Genomic DNA, 17859 nt, shown 5'->3' with positions numbered 1-17859 from the left:
ACCGGGTGCCAGCCTGATCCCACGACCAAAAAGACTAAGCTATGGGAGGATCGATGATCCCGCGTCCGTTCGCCTATCACGCGCCTGATACACTTCAGGCCGTCATTGCCCTTTTGAGTGAGCATGGCGACCAGGCCAAGCTTCTGGCCGGTGGTCACAGTCTTCTGCCAATGATGAAGCTGCGCTTCGCGGCGCCCGATCATCTGATTGATCTGCGCCGCGTCAAAGAGCTGTGCGGAATCGTCATGAGCGGCGATGAAATCCACATCGGCGCGATGACGACGGAGCACGACATCGTCGCCTCCGCCCTGCTCGCCGAGCATCTGCCCCTGCTGGTTGAAACGGCGCGGCAGATCGCCGACCCTCAGGTGCGTTACAAGGGCACCATCGGCGGTGACGTGTCGCATGGCGACCCCGGAAACGATCATCCCGCCGTCATGCTGGCCTTGGGGGCGAGTTTCGTCCTGGTCGGCCCGAACGGGGAACGTATCGTGCCTGCCGCTGATTTCTTCCTCGGCACCTATGCGACGGCGATGGAGCCGGACGAGGTGATGACGCAGATTCGCATTCGCAAGGCAGCGGCCGGAAGCGGCGCCTCCTATGCGAAGCTCAAACGCAAGACCGGTGATTACGCGACCGCCGCCGCCGCCGTTGTGCTGCGCCTGGAAGGCGGTGTCTGCGCTGAGGTGTCGATCGCCCTCACCAATGTGGCGCCGGCCGCGATGCGGGCCGATGCGGCCGAGGCGTCGCTCATGGGCAAGACCGTCGATGATGCGGCCATTGCCGAAGCCGGGCGCCATGCGATGGAAGCCTGCGAGCCGGCCGCCGATCTGCGCGGCGACGAAGAGTACAAGCGCGCCATGGCGGGCCAGATGGTCGAGCGCGCGCTGCGTGCGGCGCTGCTGCGCTGCGCCGCCTGAAAGGAAGCACACCCATGGCCAAGAAGACCGCCGTCAGCTTCACGCTCAACGGGTCCACCGTCGATGTTCTGGTCGAGCCGCGCGAGCTGCTGATCCATACCTTGCGCGACAAGCTCGCCCATACCGGCCCGCATATCGGCTGCGAAACCACGCATTGCGGCGCCTGCACCGTCGATCTTGACGGCCAGTCCGTCAAATCCTGCACCATCCTGACCGTGCAGTGCGAAGAGACCCAGGTTTTGACGATCGAGGGCTTCGCCAAGGGCGGACAGCTGCATGCCTTGCAGGAGGGCTTCATGCAGGAGCACGGCCTACAATGCGGCTTCTGTACGCCTGGCATGATCACCCGCGCCTATCGCCTGCTGCAGGAAATCCCCGATCCGACGGAGGAGGAAATCCGCTACTGGATGGCGGGCAATCTCTGTCGCTGCACCGGCTACCAGAACATCATCAAGGCGATCCAATACGCCGCCCGCAAGCTGCGCGGCGAAGTGGTTGAGACGTCACATCCCCTGATGGCCGAGGTTTCCCTCTGATGAACGAAATCACGCCCGACCTCAGCCGCCTCGAGCGGCTCGAAGGCATCGGTTGCTCGCGCAAGCGGCGCGAAGACCCGCGTTTCATTCAGGGCCGTGGCACATATGTGGATGATATCCACCTGCCCGGCATGCTGTTCGGCGTCATGGTGCGCAGCCCCTATGCCCATGCGCGCATCATCTCAATCGATACCTCGAAGGCCAAGGCCCATCCCGGCGTGCATGCGGTGTTGACGGCCGAAGATCTGAAGCCGCTGAAACTGCATTGGATGCCGACGCTCGCCGGCGACGTGCAGGCGGTTCTGGCGGACGGCAAGGTCGTTTTCCAGAACCAGGAAGTGGCCTTTGTCGTCGCGGATGACCGCTATGTCGCGGCAGATGCGGCCGAACTGGTCGAAGTGGAATACGAAGAATTGCCGGCCATCGTCGATCCGCATAAGGCGATGGACGCCGATGCGACGGTGATCCGCGAGGATCTCGCGGGCAAGGATGTCGGCGCCCATGGTGCGCGGCGCCACGCCAACCACATCTTCAACTGGCAGATCGGCGACAAGGACCGCACCGACCGCGCCTTCGAGAACGCGGCCGTGACGGTGAAGCAGGATATGCTCTATCCGCGCGTGCATCCCTGCCCGCTGGAAACCTGCGGCTGCGTTGCGAGTTACGATGCCATCCGGGGCGATCTCACGGTATGGATCACCTCCCAGGCGCCGCATGTGGTGCGCACCGTTGTGGGGCTGCTCTCCTCCATTCCAGAATCGAAGATCCGCATCGTCTCTCCCGATATCGGTGGTGGGTTCGGCAATAAGGTCGGCGTCTATCCAGGCTATGTCACCGCCATTGTCGCCTCCATCGTGCTCGGGCGTCCCGTGAAGTGGATCGAATCGCGCAACGAGAATCTGACGACCACGGCCTTCGCACGCGACTATTGGATGACCGGCGAATTGGCCGCCGACACGGACGGGCGGATCAAAGCGATGCGCGTCAATGTTCTGGCCGATCACGGGGCCTTCGATGCCTGCGCCGATCCCACCAAATGGCCGGCGGGCATGTTCCATGTCTGCACGGGATCCTATGACATCCCGAACGCCCATGTCTCCGTCGATGGCGTCTATACCAACAAGTTTCCCGGCGGCGTCTCCTACCGCTGTTCCTTCCGGGTCACTGAGGCGGTCTATATCATCGAGCGTATGATCGATGTCCTGGCGCAGAAACTCGGCATCGACAAAGCCGAGATCAGGCTGCGGAACTTCATCACCAAAGACAAGTTCCCGTATCATTCGGCGCTCGGTCTCGACTACGATTCCGGCGATTACGAGCCCGCCCTGCGCAAGGTGATGAAGGCCGTCGATTATGACGGGCTGCGTGCCGAACAGGCGGCCAAGCGCGCCGACCCCAATTGCCCGACGCTCATGGGCATCGGCATCACCACCTTTACCGAGATTGTCGGCGCCGGCCCGTCCAAAAGCTGCGACATCCTGGGCATCGGCATGTTCGACAGTTGTGAAATCCGCGTCCATCCCGATGGCTCGGCCATCGCGCGCATGGGCACCATCAGCCAAGGCCAAGGCCACCAGACCACCTATGCCCAGATCATTGCCAGCGAGGCCGGCATCGCGGCGTCGCTGATCAATGTCGAGGAAGGGGATACGTCAACCGCGCCCTATGGTCTCGGTACCTACGGTTCGCGATCGACACCGGTCGCAGGGGCGGCCATTGCCCGCGCTTCCCACAAGATCCGCGAGAAGGCGCGCAAGATCGCGGCGCATCTGCTGGAAGTCTCGCCCGACGATATGGAATTCGACCTCGACCAGTTTCGCGTCAAGGGCGATCCGGCGCGTGCGAAGACCATGAAGGAAATCGCCTGGGCCGCGTATAACAACGTGCCCGAAGGCATGGAGATGGGTCTGGAGGCGGTCGATTATTACGATCCGCCGAACTTCACCTTCCCCTTCGGCGCCTATCTCACGGTGCTCGACATCCAGAAGCGCACCGGCGAAATCAAGGTCCGTCGCTTCTACGCCCTGGATGATTGTGGGACGCGCATCAACCCGATGATCATCGAAGGCCAGATCCATGGCGGGCTTACGGAAGGTTTCGCCGTCGCCTTCGGGCAGGAGCTGCCCTATGACGAGCAAGGCAATGTGCTCGGCGGCACCTTGATGGATTACTTCCTGCCGACCACCATGGAAACGCCGCATTGGGAGACGGATTTCACCGTCACCCCGTCGCCGCATCACCCGATCGGCGCCAAGGGCGTGGCCGAGTCACCGCATGTCGGCTCCATCCCCTGCTTCAGCAATGCGGTGGTTGATGCCTTCGCGCATCTCGGCGTCACCCATACCGGCATGCCGCACAACTCCTACCGCACCTGGCAGCAGCTGCGGGCCCTGAACATCGCAGGCTGATCCTCATGAAAATCACCATCGACAAAAGCCTCGACCTGCCGCTGACCCCGGATCTCGCCTGGGAAATGCTGAAGGACATGGAAGGCATTGCCGCCTGCCTGCCGGGCGCGAAGATCACTGAGCGGGTGGACGAGACCCATTACAAGGGCACCGTCACCGTCAAGCTCGGGCCGGCGACGGTCAGCTTTAAAGGCAATATCGAAGTGGCCTCGGCCGATCCGGTCGAGCGCCGCATGCATATCATCGGCACCGGCTCGGATACCGGCGGCACCTCGGGCGCGTCGCTCGATCTGCATGCCTGGGTGCAGGCCCTGCCAGATGGCGGATCGAGCCTGAGCGGCAAGTCCGAGGTTTCGGTCACGGGCAAGGTCGCGGCCTTCGGCGCGCGGCTGATGAACAGCGTGTCGGAAGTGCTGCTCGGGAAATTCTTCACCAATCTCGGTGCACATGCCGCCGCCATCCAGGCGGCACAGCCGGTCGCCGCGATGAGCACCACCACGAGCGCTGCAGCTCCGACCCCGGTTGTCGCCGTGCAGGCGCCGGCGCCGGCCGCCGACATCAAGCTCAATGCGCTGTCCCTGGTCTGGGCGGTGATCAAGGATTTTGTCGGCGGCCTGTTTCGTCGCACAAAGGCGACATGACAGCCGAGACCCGGATGGCCGCCATCGCGGCCATGCAAACCAGCCTCGAAGCCTCAGGCTATATCACCGAGCGGGACCTGGCAGCGACACTGCTGCTGATGGCCGATCTTGGGCGCCCTTTGCTGGTTGAGGGCGACCCCGGCGTCGGCAAGACGGAAATTGCTAAGGCATTGGCACGGGCGCGCGGCACGCCGCTCATCCGTCTGCAATGCTTCGAGGGGCTGGACGTTCACCACGCCCTTTATGAATGGAACTACCAGCGCCAGCTTCTTGCCATTCGCGTGGCCGAAACGGCGGGTGCAAGCCGGGTGGAGGAGGACGCACTGTTCTCGGAAAAATACCTGCTCAAGCGCCCGCTGCTGGAGGCTTTGACGCAGGCTGTGCCGCCCGTTCTGCTCATCGACGAAGTCGATCGCGCCGATGAGGCCTTCGAAGCCTTTCTGTTGGAAGTGCTGTCCGACTACCAGGTCAGCATTCCCGAAATGGGCACGATCCGCGCGACCAGCATTCCGCTGGTCGTCTTGACGTCCAACGCCACGCGCGAATTGTCGGACGCGCTGCGCCGCCGCTGCCTCTATCATTATCTCAGCTATCCGAGCTTCGCGAAGGAGCTGGCGATCGTGCAATTGCGGCTTCCCGGCATCGCCGATCGGCTCGGTCGGCAAATCGTGGAATTCGCCCAGGCTCTGCGCCAACAAGGCCTCAAGAAGCAGCCCGGCGTGGCGGAAACGCTGGACTGGGCGGCCGCCATCCTCGGCCTCGGCATCTCCAGCCTCGACGAAGCGGGGCCGGACCGCATCCGCGAAACCCTGTCGGCGCTCCTCAAGACGCATGAGGATGTCCGCGCCATAGAGCCCGTGGTGCTGGACCGCCTACTGGCCTTGGCAAGCTAGGTCGCATGGCCCTCACTGTGACGGAGGCCGGAACCGCCGCCACCATTCGCATGGCGGGCTTCGTGGCGACCTTGCGAAGCAATGGCTTCGTCATCGGCATCCGGGAGAATGAGGACGCGGTGGCGCTCGCGACCGTCACTGGCATCATGGATGAGCAACCGCTGCGCTGGGGTTGGCGCAGCCTGCTCTGTGCCCGCGCCGATGATTGGGCGCGGTTCGACGACCTGTTCGACAGCTACTGGATGCCGCCCAATCGCAAGGCGCTGGTCGAAAGCCGCGCCGGCGGGGCCGGACAGGTGGCCTTCTCGGATGAAGCCGGCAGCCAGGCCGGCCGCGCCGGGCCTGTGTTACAGCGAGACGAGGCGGAGGATGACACCGGCCTGCCCGGTGACGACACGGCGCGCGATGGCGCCAGTGCCGCCCGCAGCATCGCGGATGCCGATTTCCGATCGCTGAACGACAAGCTGCAAACCTATGCGATCGAAACCGCCATTCGCAGCTTCGCCAGCCGGATCAAGCGCTTGCGCACACGGCGGGAGCAAAGCCGCGCGCGGGGCAGCCGCATCGACCTGAGGCGCACCTTGCGACTGAGCGTCGCGAGCGGCGGGTCGCCCAACGATTTACGGTTCCGGGTGCCGCGCCGCGTCCGGCCACGCCTGGTTCTGCTGCTCGATGTCAGCCGGTCGATGTCCCTGGTCAGCTTTTTCTACCTGCGCGTCGCGCGGGCGCTGGCCCTGGAACTCGGCGATGTCCACGTCTTCCTGTACCACACCCAACTCACCCATGTGTCGGATGCGCTCCGCGATCCCGACCCATGGCGGGCGCAGGAACGCCTGCAACTGCTGTCGGCCGGATGGGCCGGCGGCACGCGTATCGGCGAATGCCTGGCCGCCTTCAACCGGCAGCATGGCCGGCTGGTCAATTCGCGTACCGTCGTCATCATCGCGAGTGACGGCTACGATACCGGACCGGCCGGTGTGCTCGGCGCCGAAATGGCGGCCCTGTCGCGGCGCGCGCATCGCATCGCCTGGTTCAATCCGGCCAAGGCCGATCCGCGCTATGAGCCTTTGGCGCGCGGTATCCGGGAAGCCCTGCCCCATGTCGATCTCTTCGCAGCAGCCAATTCGTTGAAGACTCTGGAGGCAGCGCTCGGGTCGTTGTTGGAGGTGCTGTGACACCGATCGTTTCCGCCGTGGTCCTCGCCGCCGGCCTCTCCTCGCGCATGGAGGGGCGGCACAAGCTGCTGCTCGATGTCGGTGGGGAACCGATGGTGCGGCGCGTGGTGCGCGCGGTGCTCGGCATTCCACCGGCGGAGGTCGTCGTCGTCACAGGCTATCGGGCGGGGGATGTGGTCACGGCGCTGGAGGGATTGCCGGTGCGCTTCGTCCATAACGAGGCCTATGCCGAGGGCCAGCCGGGATCGGTGATCACCGGTATCCGCGCCCTGACCGAATTCTGCCAGGCCGTTATGGTCGTGCTCGGCGACCAGCCCTTGCTGACGCCGGCCCATCTTCGCGCTCTGCGCGACGCCTACACGACGGCGGAGGCGGGAAAGTCGATCTTCGTGCCCTTCAGCGGCGGGGCACGCGGCAACCCGGTGATGTTCGCAGCCCACCACATTCCTGAAATTGCCAACGGCGGCCTGAATGTCGGCTGCCGCAGACTGATCGACAGCCATCCCGATCTCGTCGCGAAAATCGAGCTGGGCGATGAGGCGTTTATCAGGGACTGCGACACGCCGGACGAGTACGCGGCGCTGCAAGCCCGCGCGCTGGCGGATCGCCCATGACGGTCCTGGCCGACATGGCGGATGTCATTGCCGCGATGAAGCGGCGTCACGAACCCTATGCCCTCGCGACCGTGGTCCGAACGGTCTCGGCCACCGCCGTCAAGGCCGGCGCCAAGGCGGTGATCCTGGCGGATGGCACAGTCGGTGCGGGTTGGATCGGCGGCGGCTGCGCGCGTGGCGCGGTGCTGCGTGCCGCCAAGGACGCCCTGGCCGATGGCCAGCCGCGCCTCGTCTCCGTCCAGCCGGAGGAGCAGCTGCGCGAAAGCCAGGTCGAAGCCGGTGAGACGCGAAACGGCGTGCAGTTCGCGCGCAACTTCTGCGCCAGCAAGGGCACCATGGACGTCTTCGTGGAACCGGTGTTGCCGTTGCCGCGCCTGCGGATCTGCGGCGCCTCCCCGGTTGCGATGGCGCTCGCCACCCTGGCGCCGCTGATGGGATTTGAGGTGGCGATCGAAGCACCGGCGACGGATCACGCGGCCTTTGCCGCCGCAGAGGCGCTGGCGGATGGCTATACAGGCGCGCGGGCGACCACCGATGAGTTCATCGTCGTCGCGACCCAGGGCCGTGGCGATTCTGAGGCTTTGAAGGCCGCCTTCGCGACTGGCGCGCGCTACACCGCCTTCGTCGGCTCCGCGCGCAAGGTCGCGGTGCTGAAGGCGGCGCTCCAGGCGGAAGGCTGCGCGGCCCCGTGGCTTGATGCGCTGCATGCGCCGGCGGGGCTCGATCTCGGTGCGGTCACGGCTGAGGAGATCGCGCTGTCGATCCTGGCGGAGATCGTGAGGGAACGTCGGCGCCCGACGCAGCGGGCCGCAAGCCATTTGGCCCCGACCGATGCCCGCCCTAAATAAGATGAAGACGGACGCGAAGACGGGGACATCATCATGAGCGGTGGATTGGAAGATATTCTCAGCCAGGTCAGCGCCTGGCGCGATCAGGGGGAGCGTGTGGCCCTGGCCACTGTCATCGCCACCTGGGGCAGTTCGCCCCGGCCCGTCGGCAGCCAGATGGCGGTGGCCGAAAGTGGCCGGATCATCGGCTCCGTCAGCGGTGGCTGTGTCGAAAGCGCGGTGGCCGAAGCAGGTCTCGCCACACTGACCAACCATCGCCCGCAAGTGCTGGACTACGGCGTGTCGAACGAGAAAGCCTGGGAAATCGGTCTCGCCTGCGGCGGTCGATTGACGGTCTTCGTGGAAGAGGTGGAATGACGCCGGAGATCAGGGCGGCCTTGCTTCAGGCCGAAACCGACAAGCGGCCCTTGGTGCTGGCGACCCGCCTGCCAGATGGCGCGCAGCATATTCTGCCCTCGCCGGACGCGGATGCCGCTCTCAATCAAGTCGCGGCACGGGCGCTCGAAACCGACCGCAACGAGACGGTCGAGATTGGTGGCACGCAGTGGTTCCTGCATGTCCATAACCTACCGCTGCGGCTTTTCATCATCGGCGCGGTCCATATCGCCCAGGCGGTGGTGCGTCTGGCCGAGCCTCTGGGCATCGCCACCATCGTCATCGACCCACGCCCGGCGCTCGCGACGGAGGAGCGCTTTCCGGGTATTGCCATGATGCAGGATTGGCCGGACGAGGCGTTGGACCTGGTGGCGCTGGACGCCCGAAGCGCGGTCATCGCGCTCACGCATGATCCGAAGCTCGATGATCCTGCGCTGGATCGCGCCTTGCGGTCGCCGGCCTTCTATATCGGCGCCCTGGGCTCGCGGAAGTCGCACGCGACCCGGCTGGGCCGGCTGGCCGAACTCGGCCACGCGCCGGATAGCCTGGCGCGCATCAAAGGGCCCGTGGGCCTGCCGATTTCCGCCGTCACCGCGCCGGAGATCGCGCTGTCGATCCTCGCCGAACTCGTCTCCGTCCGGCGGGGCTCGACGCTGACCTGGGTGCGTTAGGGCTCGATCGATCAGGTTGATCCGTGATCCAAGTCTCTTCGTCATGCTCTGCGCAGGCAGAGCATGACGTGGGAGTAAGCGCGAACGAGACTTGCGCGGACCTCAGAACTTCTCCACCCAGGGCCGCAGTTCCACTTCCATCGACCAGGCGTCGCGCGGCTGGCGCAGCACATCGAGATAGGTCTGGGCCACGCTATCCGGAGACAGCATGCTGTCTGGCCGTCCCTCAGGATCAGGCCGCGCGGCGCTCCGCACTCCGCCGTCGATGATGAAATGGGCGACGTGAATACCTTGCGGGCCGAGTTCGCGGGCCGCGCTCTGCGCCAGCCCGCGCAAGGCGAACTTACCCATGGCGAAAGCGGAGGAGAGTGCAAATCCCTTGGTGCTGGCGGTCGCGCCTGTCAGCAGGATGGCGCCATGCCGGTGCGGGATCATGCGGCGCGCGGCTTGCTGCACGGCCAGGAACCCGCCGAAGGCGGTCACGGCGAGCGACTGGCGGACCGTTTCGGGGTCGAGATCAGCGATCGGGCCAGGCGCGCGCGCGCCGGCGTTGTAAATGACGAGATCGGGCGTGCCGAGTTGGGCATCCGCTGCCGCGAATAGCGCTGCGACCGAGGCGGGGTCGGCTGCGTCAGCGGCGAAGGTCAGGGCACCCGTCTCGGCCGCCAGCGGCGCCAGTTTATCGACGCCTCGGGCCGCGAGCCCGACGCCGAGGCCGGCGTCGGTGAGAGCGCGCGCCAGAGAGGCGCTGATGCCGGCGCCCGCGCCAATGATCAGTGCGGTGCGATAGGGGAAGCTCGCCATTGCCGATTATCCTTGTGAATGAGGGCGTATAAGCGCAGCTGCATGGCAGGCTGTGACGGCAGACTGACACCGCACAACAAAATCCATGCGCAAGCCCCACCCTGGGCTGTCATCTTACCACGGACAGGGCGACCCATGGTCCTGAACCGAACCCGTGCATGAGCCGATAACCGCTTAGGAAGAAAGCCGCCTCTACGATGGTCTTGGTTGTGCATCCAAATGCGCAATTCCTCCTAATGTAGCAGCACCTCTAGGACCTAAACCAATTGTGACCAATCCCGCCTGCAGACCGAAGTCGTAGATGTATCAAGGTATCACGTGCATCATTCGGGACCATGACCTTCGACTTGTCCTTGTGGCGGCGCTGATCTGCGGCCTCGGCAGCTTTTCCACCGTCACGCTCATCACGCGGGCGCAGGCCCTTCCGGCGCGGGCCGCCATCAGCTGGCTCATCGCCGCCGCCGCCGTATTCGGCTGCAGCATCTGGACGCTGCACTTCATTGCCATGCTCGCCTTCATGCGGCAGATGCCCATCGCTTATGATGTGAGGACGACGGTTGCCTCGATCGCCATCGCCGTGGGGGGCGTGCTGATCGCGTTCCTGGTCTGGCGGCTGATCGCCTTGCGGCTTGTCGGCGTCGTCTTGGGCGGCGCGATCCTCGGCCTCGCCATCGCCGGCATGCATTATACCGGCGTCAGCGCGATGCGGCTGCCGGGACATCTTGCCTTTTCCCACGAAGGTGTCGCCCTTTCCATCGCATGCGGCCTTGCTCTTGCAATGTTGGCGCTGGGGCGCGCCCGACATGCCGGGACGCTCCTGCGCCAGATCGAAGTCTCGTTTTGGCTCGGCCTGTCGGTCTTCACGCTTCATTTCATCGGCATGGCCGCTCTTCGGGTCGTGCCGGGCCCGGCTCTGCCGACCGGCGGCAATGTGCTCGGTTCTGGCATTCTTGCCCTTGCGGTGGCGGCGGTCAGCGCAGTCCTGCTCGCGATCAGCCTGGCGGCGACGCTCGTCGAAAGGCATCTCGCAGAACGCACGATGCAGGAATTCACCCGCATGCGTGTGCTCAACGATCTCGCCCATGAAGTCATGATGATCCTGCGCCATGGCATCGTTCTTGAAGTGAACAGCGCGGGCGCGCGCCTGTTCGGCATGCCCGTTCAAGAGATCGTCGGCATGCCGATCGAACGGCTCTTTGCCAAAAACAGCGTGCCTGTCCTGCTTCGGGACCAAATGGATGATGTCGAGGAGAATTGGCCGGAGGAGATGGCGATTACGACCGCGACCGGAAAGCAGGTCGCGGTCGAGTTCTCTAGCCGCAGAATCGAGTTCCAGGGCGCTGGCGCGACGGCAATCGCTTTGCGGGATCTGTCCGAGCGCAAACGGAACGAAGCGCGGATCGAGCACCTTGCCCATCATGACCGTCTGACAGACCTTCCGGGCCGGTTCCTGTTGCGGGAGCGATTGGGCCGCGCCATGCAGGCTGCGGTTCAGGATTCCACCAGCGTCGCCGTTCTGCATCTCAATCTCGATCGCTTCAAACCGATCAATGACGTGGTCGGTCATGCCGCCGGTGACGCCGTGCTGATCGAGGTCGGCCAGCGCCTGAAACAGGCCTTGCGCGCCACGGATACGCTGGCCCGCATCGGCGGGGACGAATTCGCGATCGTTCTGACCCATGCAGAGATGCCCGGCAGGGTTTCGACCTTCGCAAACCGGCTGCTGGGGACGCTTGACCGGCCCATTCTGTTCGACGGGGCGCATATCTCCATCGGCGCCTCGATCGGAGTCGCCATGTATCCGGGTGACGGTGATGATGCGGAAGCGCTTCTCCGCGCCGCCGCCGCCGCCGTGGATCAGGCCAAGGACGCGGCCCTTGGCTCGGTCCGCTTTTTTGAGGCGTCCACCAATGACGCCACGCTCGAACGCCGGCAATTGCAGCAGGAACTGCGGGATGCGAGCCAGCGCGGGGAATTAGAACTCGTCTATCAGCCCGTGGTGAATTGCCACACCGGCGATGTGCCGTCTTTCGAGGCTCTGTTGCGCTGGCGACATCCCCAAAGTGGCCTGATTTCGCCGGGTGCTTTTATCCCCCTTGCAGAGGAAAGCGGCGCGATCAGCCAAATTGGCCATTGGACGATCGATGCGGCATGCGCTGCGGCGGCATCATGGCCAGTGCCGCGCGGTGTTGCCGTAAACGTCTCCCCGATTCAGTTTCGCACGTCGGATGTGCCGGCGATCGTCGCCGCCGCCCTCGCCCGCACCGGTCTCGATCCTGCGCGTCTTGAAATCGAAATCACCGAAGGTGTCTTTATCGATGACGCCGCGCGGGCCGTGACAATCCTGTCGAGCCTGCGGAGCATGGGCATCCGCCTGGCGCTGGATGATTTCGGAACCGGCTATTCGGCGCTCAGCTATCTGCGCTTGTTTCGTTTCGACAAAATCAAGATCGACCAATCCTTCGTGCCAGACCTCGGCCACCGGGAAGAAGCCACGACGATCGTCAAGGCCATCATCGCACTCGGCCACAACCTCGGGCTTACCGTCACAGTCGAGGGCGTGGAAACCGAGGATCAGCTTGCGATCATCCGCACGCAGGGTGCCGATCTGGTGCAGGGCTACCTGCTCGGCCGCCCGGCGGCGATGGACCGCTTTTCCGAGGATGCCATCGCCGGCATGCAGGCTGCGCTGTTCACGCCACCCAAAGGTGCCTGACGCCGCCTCACACCATGCCGACATATTCTTCCATCATCACGCGATCCTTCGCGACATCGGGCGGCACTTCGCGGATGATCAGTCCCTTCTGAAGGATCAGCACCCGCTGCGACAGCGCGGTGATGAAGTTCAGATTCTGCTCCACCAGCAAGATGGTGAGCGACCGTTGCTGGCCGAGGCGCTGCAATGTTTCAATCATTTCTTCGATGATCGAGGGCTGGATGCCTTCCGTCGGCTCGTCGAGCAAGATGAACTTCGGCGCACCGCAAAGGCACCGCGCGAGGGCGAGAAGCTGCTGCTCACCGCCCGACAGCGCGCCGCCCGGTCGTTCCAGCAATCGCTCAAGCCTCGGAAAGTCCTGAAGGATGCTCTGGATCGTCGATTTCTCATCCTGCTTGGCAAGGAGGCAGCCCATGCGCAGGTTTTCATAGACGCTCAGGCTCGGGAAAATCTCACGACCCTGTGGCACATAGCCGATGCCGAGGCGCGCACGGGCCGTGGGTGACAGCGCCTTCAGGCTGCGGCCCTCGAAGGTAATATCCCCGCCGGTTGCCGGCAAATAGCCCATCAGCGTGCGCAGCAGCGTCGATTTGCCCATGCCGTTATGGCCAAGAATCCCGACGAACTCCCCCGCCGCGACCGAGAGGGTGATGCCGGCCAGGATCGGAATGCGACCATAGCCGGAGCGAAGATCGGTGACCTGGAGCATTAGTGGGCCTGCTTTCCAAGATAGACGTCCCGCACCTGGGAATCGGCGAGCACGGCGTCCACCTGATCCTCGATCAGAATGCGACCGCGATTGAAGACGGTGACCGTCTTGGCGATCATGCGAATGAACTGCATATCGTGCTCGACCACGATCAGCGCCCGCTTCTGGTTGATCATCTGGATCAGCTTGGAGGTGCGCAAAACCTCCTCATGCGTCATGCCCGCTGCCGGTTCATCGAGCAGGATCAGTTCCGGTTCCTGAGCCAGCACCGTCGCGATCTCGACCCATTGGCGCTGGCCGTGGGCGAGCTGCCCCACCAGCAGATCGGCAATCGGCGTGAGCTGGAGAAGATCCATCGTCTCCTCCACAATCTGGTTGGCCCGCCGCATGGACTTTTTCCGGCCGGCCGCGATGCCGATGCCTTCGCGCACCGTCAGGCCGTTGAAGACATTGGGCACCTGCGTCTTGATACCGACGCCGAGGCGCGCGATTTCATGCGGGTTGATGCCGGTGATGTCCTTGCCGCGAAAGCGGATGACGCCTTCCGTGGGCTTCAGCTGGCCTGTCAGGATCTTGAAGAAGGTGCTTTTGCCGGCGCCATTGGGGCCGATCAGGCAGCGCAGCTCCACTTCCTTCAGAACGAAGTTCACCTCCTGCACGGCGGCGACACCGCCAAAGCGCATGGTGACGCCCTGAGCCTCCAATAGAGGAACGCTCATTGCCCCGGCTCCGCATGGCCGGAAAGCGGCGGTTCAGGCGTCATCACCGGTACCTCTCGCCGAATGGGGCGGAAGCGGAGAAAGACGTTCCGCACGACCGGCACCAGACCCTGCGGCACCAGCAGCACGAAGGCTACGAGGACGACGCCGAGCAACAGGTTCGGATCGATGACGTGCTGGCCGCCGGCCAGGATGATCAGATACTGGATGCCGACCGCGCCGAGGATCGGCCCGACCAAGGTGCCGAGGCCGCCGATGAGCACGTAGATGATCACCTGCGCGGACATGGTGAGGTTGAAAACGGTCGGGCTGATGAAGGCGCCCCAGTTGGTATAGACGCAGCCCGCGAGTCCGGCGACGCCGGCGCCGATGACGAAGGTCAGCAGCTTGAACATACGGGGATCGTAACCGAGCAACTGGGCGCGCGTTTCATTCTCGCGAATGGCCACCACCACGCGGCCGAACCGGCTGGCGAGGATCATGCGCAGGATGACATAGCACAGGATCAGCGCGCCCATCGCCGCATACCACAGCCCCTGCGGATCGAGCTGATCGTCGGGATGGCCGGGGATGTTCAGCGCCGGCACAGAGGGGATGCCGTTGAAGCCGCCGAGCGGCGCGGCCCCGATGTGGTAGATGTCACCCGAGGTCGAGTTGATCAGATTGAACAGGATGATCGTCACGGTCAGCGTAATGACGCCGATATAGGCGTCGCTGATGCGACCGTAGAACATGAAATAGCCGAGCAGCGCCGCGAACAGCATCGGCACGATGACGGACAGGATGACCGGCCAAGTCGTGTCGCCCATATTCAGGGCAGCGACGGCATAGGCATAGCCACCGAGGCCGAGGAAGGCGGATTGGCCGAAGCACAGAATGCCGCCGAAGCCCCAAACGAAACCTTGGCTGAGGGCGAAGATCGCCATGGCCGCGAAGACCGTCATCTGCAACAGGCCAAAGGTGTCGGTCAAATAGGGCAAGCCGAGCAGCAGCACGATGCCGACGATGACGACGGAGATGAAGCCGGCCGAAATGGCGGGCATCTTGCGGCGTGGTGTCATGGCGGCGCTCACAGGCTGCGCTTCAGGAAGCGACCGGTGATGCCTTGCGGCAGCACGCGGATCATCACCACCGCCGCGAGCAGCAGGGCCACTTCGCCGATCACCGGCGTGGATTTGAAGGACACGAGTTCATTGATGATGCCAAAGAGGGTGGAGGCGAGCGCGGTGCCGGTGACGATGGCAGCGCCGCCGCCCAGCACGGTGATAAAGGCTTTGGCGATGAAAGCCGCGCCCATCACCGGCGACACGCCCGAGATCGGCACCAGCACGCCGCCGGCAAGACCCGCCAGCGCCGCGCCCAGCGCGAAGGTCGCCATATAGATCATCGGCGGTGCCACACCGAGCGCCGCTGCCATGTTCGGGTTCTGCATCGTTGCGCGCACAATCAGACCGAACCGCGTTCCGCGCAGCATGGCGAACAGCCCCACCAGCGCCGCGACAGCCACCACGATGATGACGATGCCATATAGGCTCGCATCGAAGCGGCCGATCGCGAAGCTATGCAGCGGGGTCGAGACTCCGCGCGGGTCATTGCCAAAGATGCTTGTCGTGAGGCCGATCAACCCAAGGCTGAGGCCCCAGGTCGCCAGCATGGTGTCGATCATTCGGCCATAGAGAAAGCGAATGATCGTGCGCTCGATCACCAGCCCGACGAGGCCGACGAACAGGGGCGCCACAACCAGCATGGCGATCCAGATATTCAGGCCGGCGGAGGTGGAGACATAGGTCGCATAGGCGCCCAGCATCATGAATTCCCCATGCGCCAGGTTGATGATCTTCATCATGCCATAGATCACGCCGAGGCCGACGGTGATCAAGGCAAGGGTTCCGACCCCAACCAACACATTGAACGCGAGGAGCCCTGTCAGGTCCATGCCGCCGTCTCCCTCTCCGCCCGCGCCCGCAATCAGCTCTTCACGTCGACGATGAACTGCTTGTCGGTGCGCGGGAATTTCAGCAAGTCGCAGACGGCTGCGGTATCGGCCGGCGGGGCGGCCGGGAAGGTGTCCATGATGCTCCAGACGCGATTGACGGGCTTTGCGAGGAATGTGTTGTGAATGACATGATGGGTCGCCGGATCCATCACCGCCTTGCCGGCCGGACCATCGATCGACAGGCCGCTTTCCAGCGCGTCGATGACCTTGACCCGATCGACCGTGCCAGCCTTCTTCACGCCTTCGGCCCAGAACATCATGCCTTCGTAGGAGGCCGATGCCAGCTCACTCAACATCGGCAGCTTGGCGCCGAACATCTTCGTCATGCCGTCCTGGAAGGCCTTGGTCTCGGGCGTCGGCACTGTCGGATACCAGCCGTAGGCGGTCACGATACCTTCGGTTGTGGCCGCATCCATCGTGTTCAGCTCGTTAGAGATGCCGAAGGTCGAGGAGGCCATGGGGATCTTGGATTTCATGCCGGCGGCGGCCCACTGGCGGTAGAAGCCGAAGTGGTTGGCGCCGACCAGCGCTGACAGCACGACATTCGGCGAGGCCTGCTGGATCTTGCCGATGGCGGCCGAGAAGTTCGTGACGTCGAGCGGAAAGAAGTCAATCTCAGCAATGCTGCCGCCGGCCTCACGCGTATACTTCGTCATCCACTTGGACGTGATCTGACCGTAGTTGTAATCCGCCGCGACGATATAGGCCTTCTTGCCGAAATTCTTCATCGTATAGGGCACGATCTTGCTCACCGTCTGCGCGGGCGTGGTGCCGGTGCAGAAGATGTTGCGGTCGCAAACACCGCCTTCGTACTGGGTATTGTAGAAATACAGCGTCTTGAAACGGTCGAAGACAGGGCGGATGGCTTCGCGGGACGCGGAGGTGATGCCGCCATGCACCACGGCGACCCGATCCTTCAGCGCCAGTTGCTGCGCATACTGGGTGTAGAGCTGCATGCTGGACTGTGTGTCGTAGGTAATGAGCTGCAGCGGGCGCCCAAGAAGACCGCCGGCGTCGTTGATGACGGAGATCGCGTATTGCGTCGCTTGCAGCATCGGCTGGCCGGTGACGCCAAGCGCGCCGGACTGGTCGAGCAGGCAGCCGACCTTGATCGGCGTCGCGGCAAGCCCGTTGCGGGCAATGAACGGCGTCGCCAGTGTGGCGGCGCCAACGGCGGCCCCCATCTTCACGAAGCCGCGGCGCGTAGTGGTCGATCGGTCCATGCGAATGTCCTTAGGGTAATGGGCAAGCGAGAGGGTCAGGGATCTGCCGCACGCGGCCAATCTCACCTTTGCTGATGCAAGGCCTATGCCACCCGGCCCCGCCGGGCCCGATGCCCAAGGGTGCGCCAAACAAAGAGGCGATCTCGCAAATGCCTGAGTCTCGACTGCTCATTTCCTGAACAATGCGCGGGGAAATCCGGACAAATGATGAAAACCTAACCAGCCATGTTGCCGCCCCAGGCAAAACGTCGGATGCTAAGGCTCCGATTGGAGCATAGCCATGGCCTTCACCTGCACCATTCCGGCGGTGCCCGTCGTTCAACGCGATGACGAGGACCTGCGCATCACGCGATGGGATTTCGCACCGGGCGCCGTCACCGGCTGGCACGTTCATGGCTGGCCCTATTTCGTCGTGATGCTGATGGCGGGAACATTGCGTGTCCATAACGGACATGAAGTGACCGATGTGCATCTCGAAAAGGGGCAGAGCTACGATCGGCCGCCCGGCATTGAGCATGACGTGATGAACGGTTCAGACCATTTCCTGTCCTTTATCGAGATCGAGATAAAGCGACCCCAGGCGATAGGCTTTTTGTGAAAGACGCAACGAG

18 protein-coding genes are annotated in these 17859 nt (G+C 63.9%); 12 read left to right on the top strand and 6 right to left on the bottom strand.

Annotated elements, in window-relative coordinates:
• Positions 1-53: 53 nt before the first annotated feature.
• Genes QP803_RS03825 through QP803_RS03780 form a run of 10 tightly spaced genes read left to right on the top strand, consistent with a single transcriptional unit; the run spans position 54 to position 9081 of the window.
• Positions 54-920, top strand: coding sequence for an FAD binding domain-containing protein (locus QP803_RS03825; RefSeq protein WP_284946362.1), 867 nt, complete (start codon positions 54-56; stop codon positions 918-920).
• A 14-nt stretch (positions 921-934) separates the two neighbouring features.
• On the top strand, positions 935-1456 hold the full coding sequence (locus QP803_RS03820; protein ID WP_284946360.1) for a (2Fe-2S)-binding protein: 522 nt from the start codon (positions 935-937) through the stop codon (positions 1454-1456).
• Positions 1456-3864: an aerobic carbon-monoxide dehydrogenase large subunit gene (locus tag QP803_RS03815; RefSeq protein WP_284946359.1), complete on the top strand. Its 2409-nt coding sequence runs from the start codon at positions 1456-1458 to the stop codon at positions 3862-3864. The genes QP803_RS03820 and QP803_RS03815 overlap by 1 nt, the downstream gene beginning before the upstream one ends.
• A 5-nt stretch (positions 3865-3869) precedes the next feature.
• Positions 3870-4505, top strand: a complete 636-nt coding sequence (locus QP803_RS03810) for an SRPBCC family protein (RefSeq protein WP_284946358.1) — start codon at positions 3870-3872, stop codon at positions 4503-4505.
• A complete protein-coding gene (locus tag QP803_RS03805) occupies positions 4502-5398 on the top strand; it encodes an AAA family ATPase (protein ID WP_284946357.1) in 897 nt (298 codons plus the stop codon). The genes QP803_RS03810 and QP803_RS03805 overlap by 4 nt, the downstream gene beginning before the upstream one ends.
• A gap of 5 nt (positions 5399-5403) precedes the next feature.
• Entirely contained in the window at positions 5404-6573 is a 1170-nt protein-coding gene (locus QP803_RS03800; RefSeq protein WP_284946356.1) for a vWA domain-containing protein, read from the top strand.
• On the top strand, positions 6570-7187 hold the full coding sequence (locus QP803_RS03795) for a nucleotidyltransferase family protein (protein ID WP_284946355.1): 618 nt from the start codon (positions 6570-6572) through the stop codon (positions 7185-7187). Before QP803_RS03800 ends, QP803_RS03795 begins: the two co-directional genes overlap by 4 nt.
• Positions 7184-8035, top strand: coding sequence for an XdhC family protein (locus tag QP803_RS03790; RefSeq protein WP_284946353.1), 852 nt, complete (start codon positions 7184-7186; stop codon positions 8033-8035). The genes QP803_RS03795 and QP803_RS03790 overlap by 4 nt, the downstream gene beginning before the upstream one ends.
• 33 nt (positions 8036-8068) lie before the next feature.
• Entirely contained in the window at positions 8069-8392 is a 324-nt protein-coding gene (locus tag QP803_RS03785; protein WP_284946352.1) for an XdhC family protein, read from the top strand.
• Complete coding sequence (locus QP803_RS03780) at positions 8389-9081, top strand: XdhC family protein (RefSeq protein ID WP_284946351.1); 693 nt, start codon at positions 8389-8391, stop codon at positions 9079-9081. The genes QP803_RS03785 and QP803_RS03780 overlap by 4 nt, the downstream gene beginning before the upstream one ends.
• A 102-nt stretch (positions 9082-9183) precedes the next feature.
• Here QP803_RS03780 and QP803_RS03775 read toward each other — a convergent pair whose 3' ends face one another.
• The gene (locus tag QP803_RS03775) at positions 9184-9885 is read right to left on the bottom strand and encodes an SDR family NAD(P)-dependent oxidoreductase (protein WP_284946350.1); all 702 of its coding nucleotides are present in this window, start codon (positions 9883-9885) and stop codon (positions 9184-9186) included.
• 301 nt (positions 9886-10186) lie between these two features.
• Here QP803_RS03775 and QP803_RS03770 point away from each other — a divergent pair, with 301 nt between their 5' ends.
• On the top strand, positions 10187-12601 hold the full coding sequence (locus tag QP803_RS03770; protein ID WP_284946348.1) for a bifunctional diguanylate cyclase/phosphodiesterase: 2415 nt from the start codon (positions 10187-10189) through the stop codon (positions 12599-12601).
• Positions 12602-12608: 7 nt separating this feature from the next.
• Here the strand turns inward: QP803_RS03770 and QP803_RS03765 are convergent, their stop codons facing one another.
• From QP803_RS03765 to QP803_RS03745, 5 genes are read right to left on the bottom strand one after another with little or no spacing between them, the layout of a single operon-like run.
• Entirely contained in the window at positions 12609-13310 is a 702-nt protein-coding gene (locus QP803_RS03765; protein ID WP_284946347.1) for an ABC transporter ATP-binding protein, read from the bottom strand.
• Entirely contained in the window at positions 13310-14029 is a 720-nt protein-coding gene (locus QP803_RS03760) for an ATP-binding cassette domain-containing protein (RefSeq protein WP_284946346.1), read from the bottom strand. The genes QP803_RS03765 and QP803_RS03760 overlap by 1 nt, the downstream gene beginning before the upstream one ends.
• Positions 14026-15090, bottom strand: a complete 1065-nt coding sequence (locus QP803_RS03755; RefSeq protein ID WP_284946345.1) for a branched-chain amino acid ABC transporter permease — start codon at positions 15088-15090, stop codon at positions 14026-14028. Before QP803_RS03755 ends, QP803_RS03760 begins: the two co-directional genes overlap by 4 nt.
• Before the next feature lie 8 nt (positions 15091-15098).
• Complete coding sequence (locus QP803_RS03750) at positions 15099-15965, bottom strand: branched-chain amino acid ABC transporter permease (protein ID WP_284946344.1); 867 nt, start codon at positions 15963-15965, stop codon at positions 15099-15101.
• 32 nt (positions 15966-15997) lie between these two features.
• Positions 15998-17248, bottom strand: coding sequence for an urea ABC transporter substrate-binding protein (locus QP803_RS03745; RefSeq protein WP_284946341.1), 1251 nt, complete (start codon positions 17246-17248; stop codon positions 15998-16000).
• A 280-nt stretch (positions 17249-17528) separates the two neighbouring features.
• On the opposite strand from QP803_RS03745, the gene QP803_RS03740 reads away from it, so the two are divergent.
• A complete protein-coding gene (locus QP803_RS03740) occupies positions 17529-17846 on the top strand; it encodes a cupin domain-containing protein (protein WP_284946339.1) in 318 nt (105 codons plus the stop codon).
• The last annotated feature ends 13 nt before the right edge of the window (positions 17847-17859 follow it).

Source organism: Acidisoma sp. PAMC 29798, assembly GCF_030252425.1.
In the GTDB taxonomy this organism is placed as follows: Bacteria; Pseudomonadota; Alphaproteobacteria; order Acetobacterales; family Acetobacteraceae; genus Acidisoma; species Acidisoma cladoniae.
This window is presented reverse-complemented; position numbering and strand designations above follow the sequence as displayed.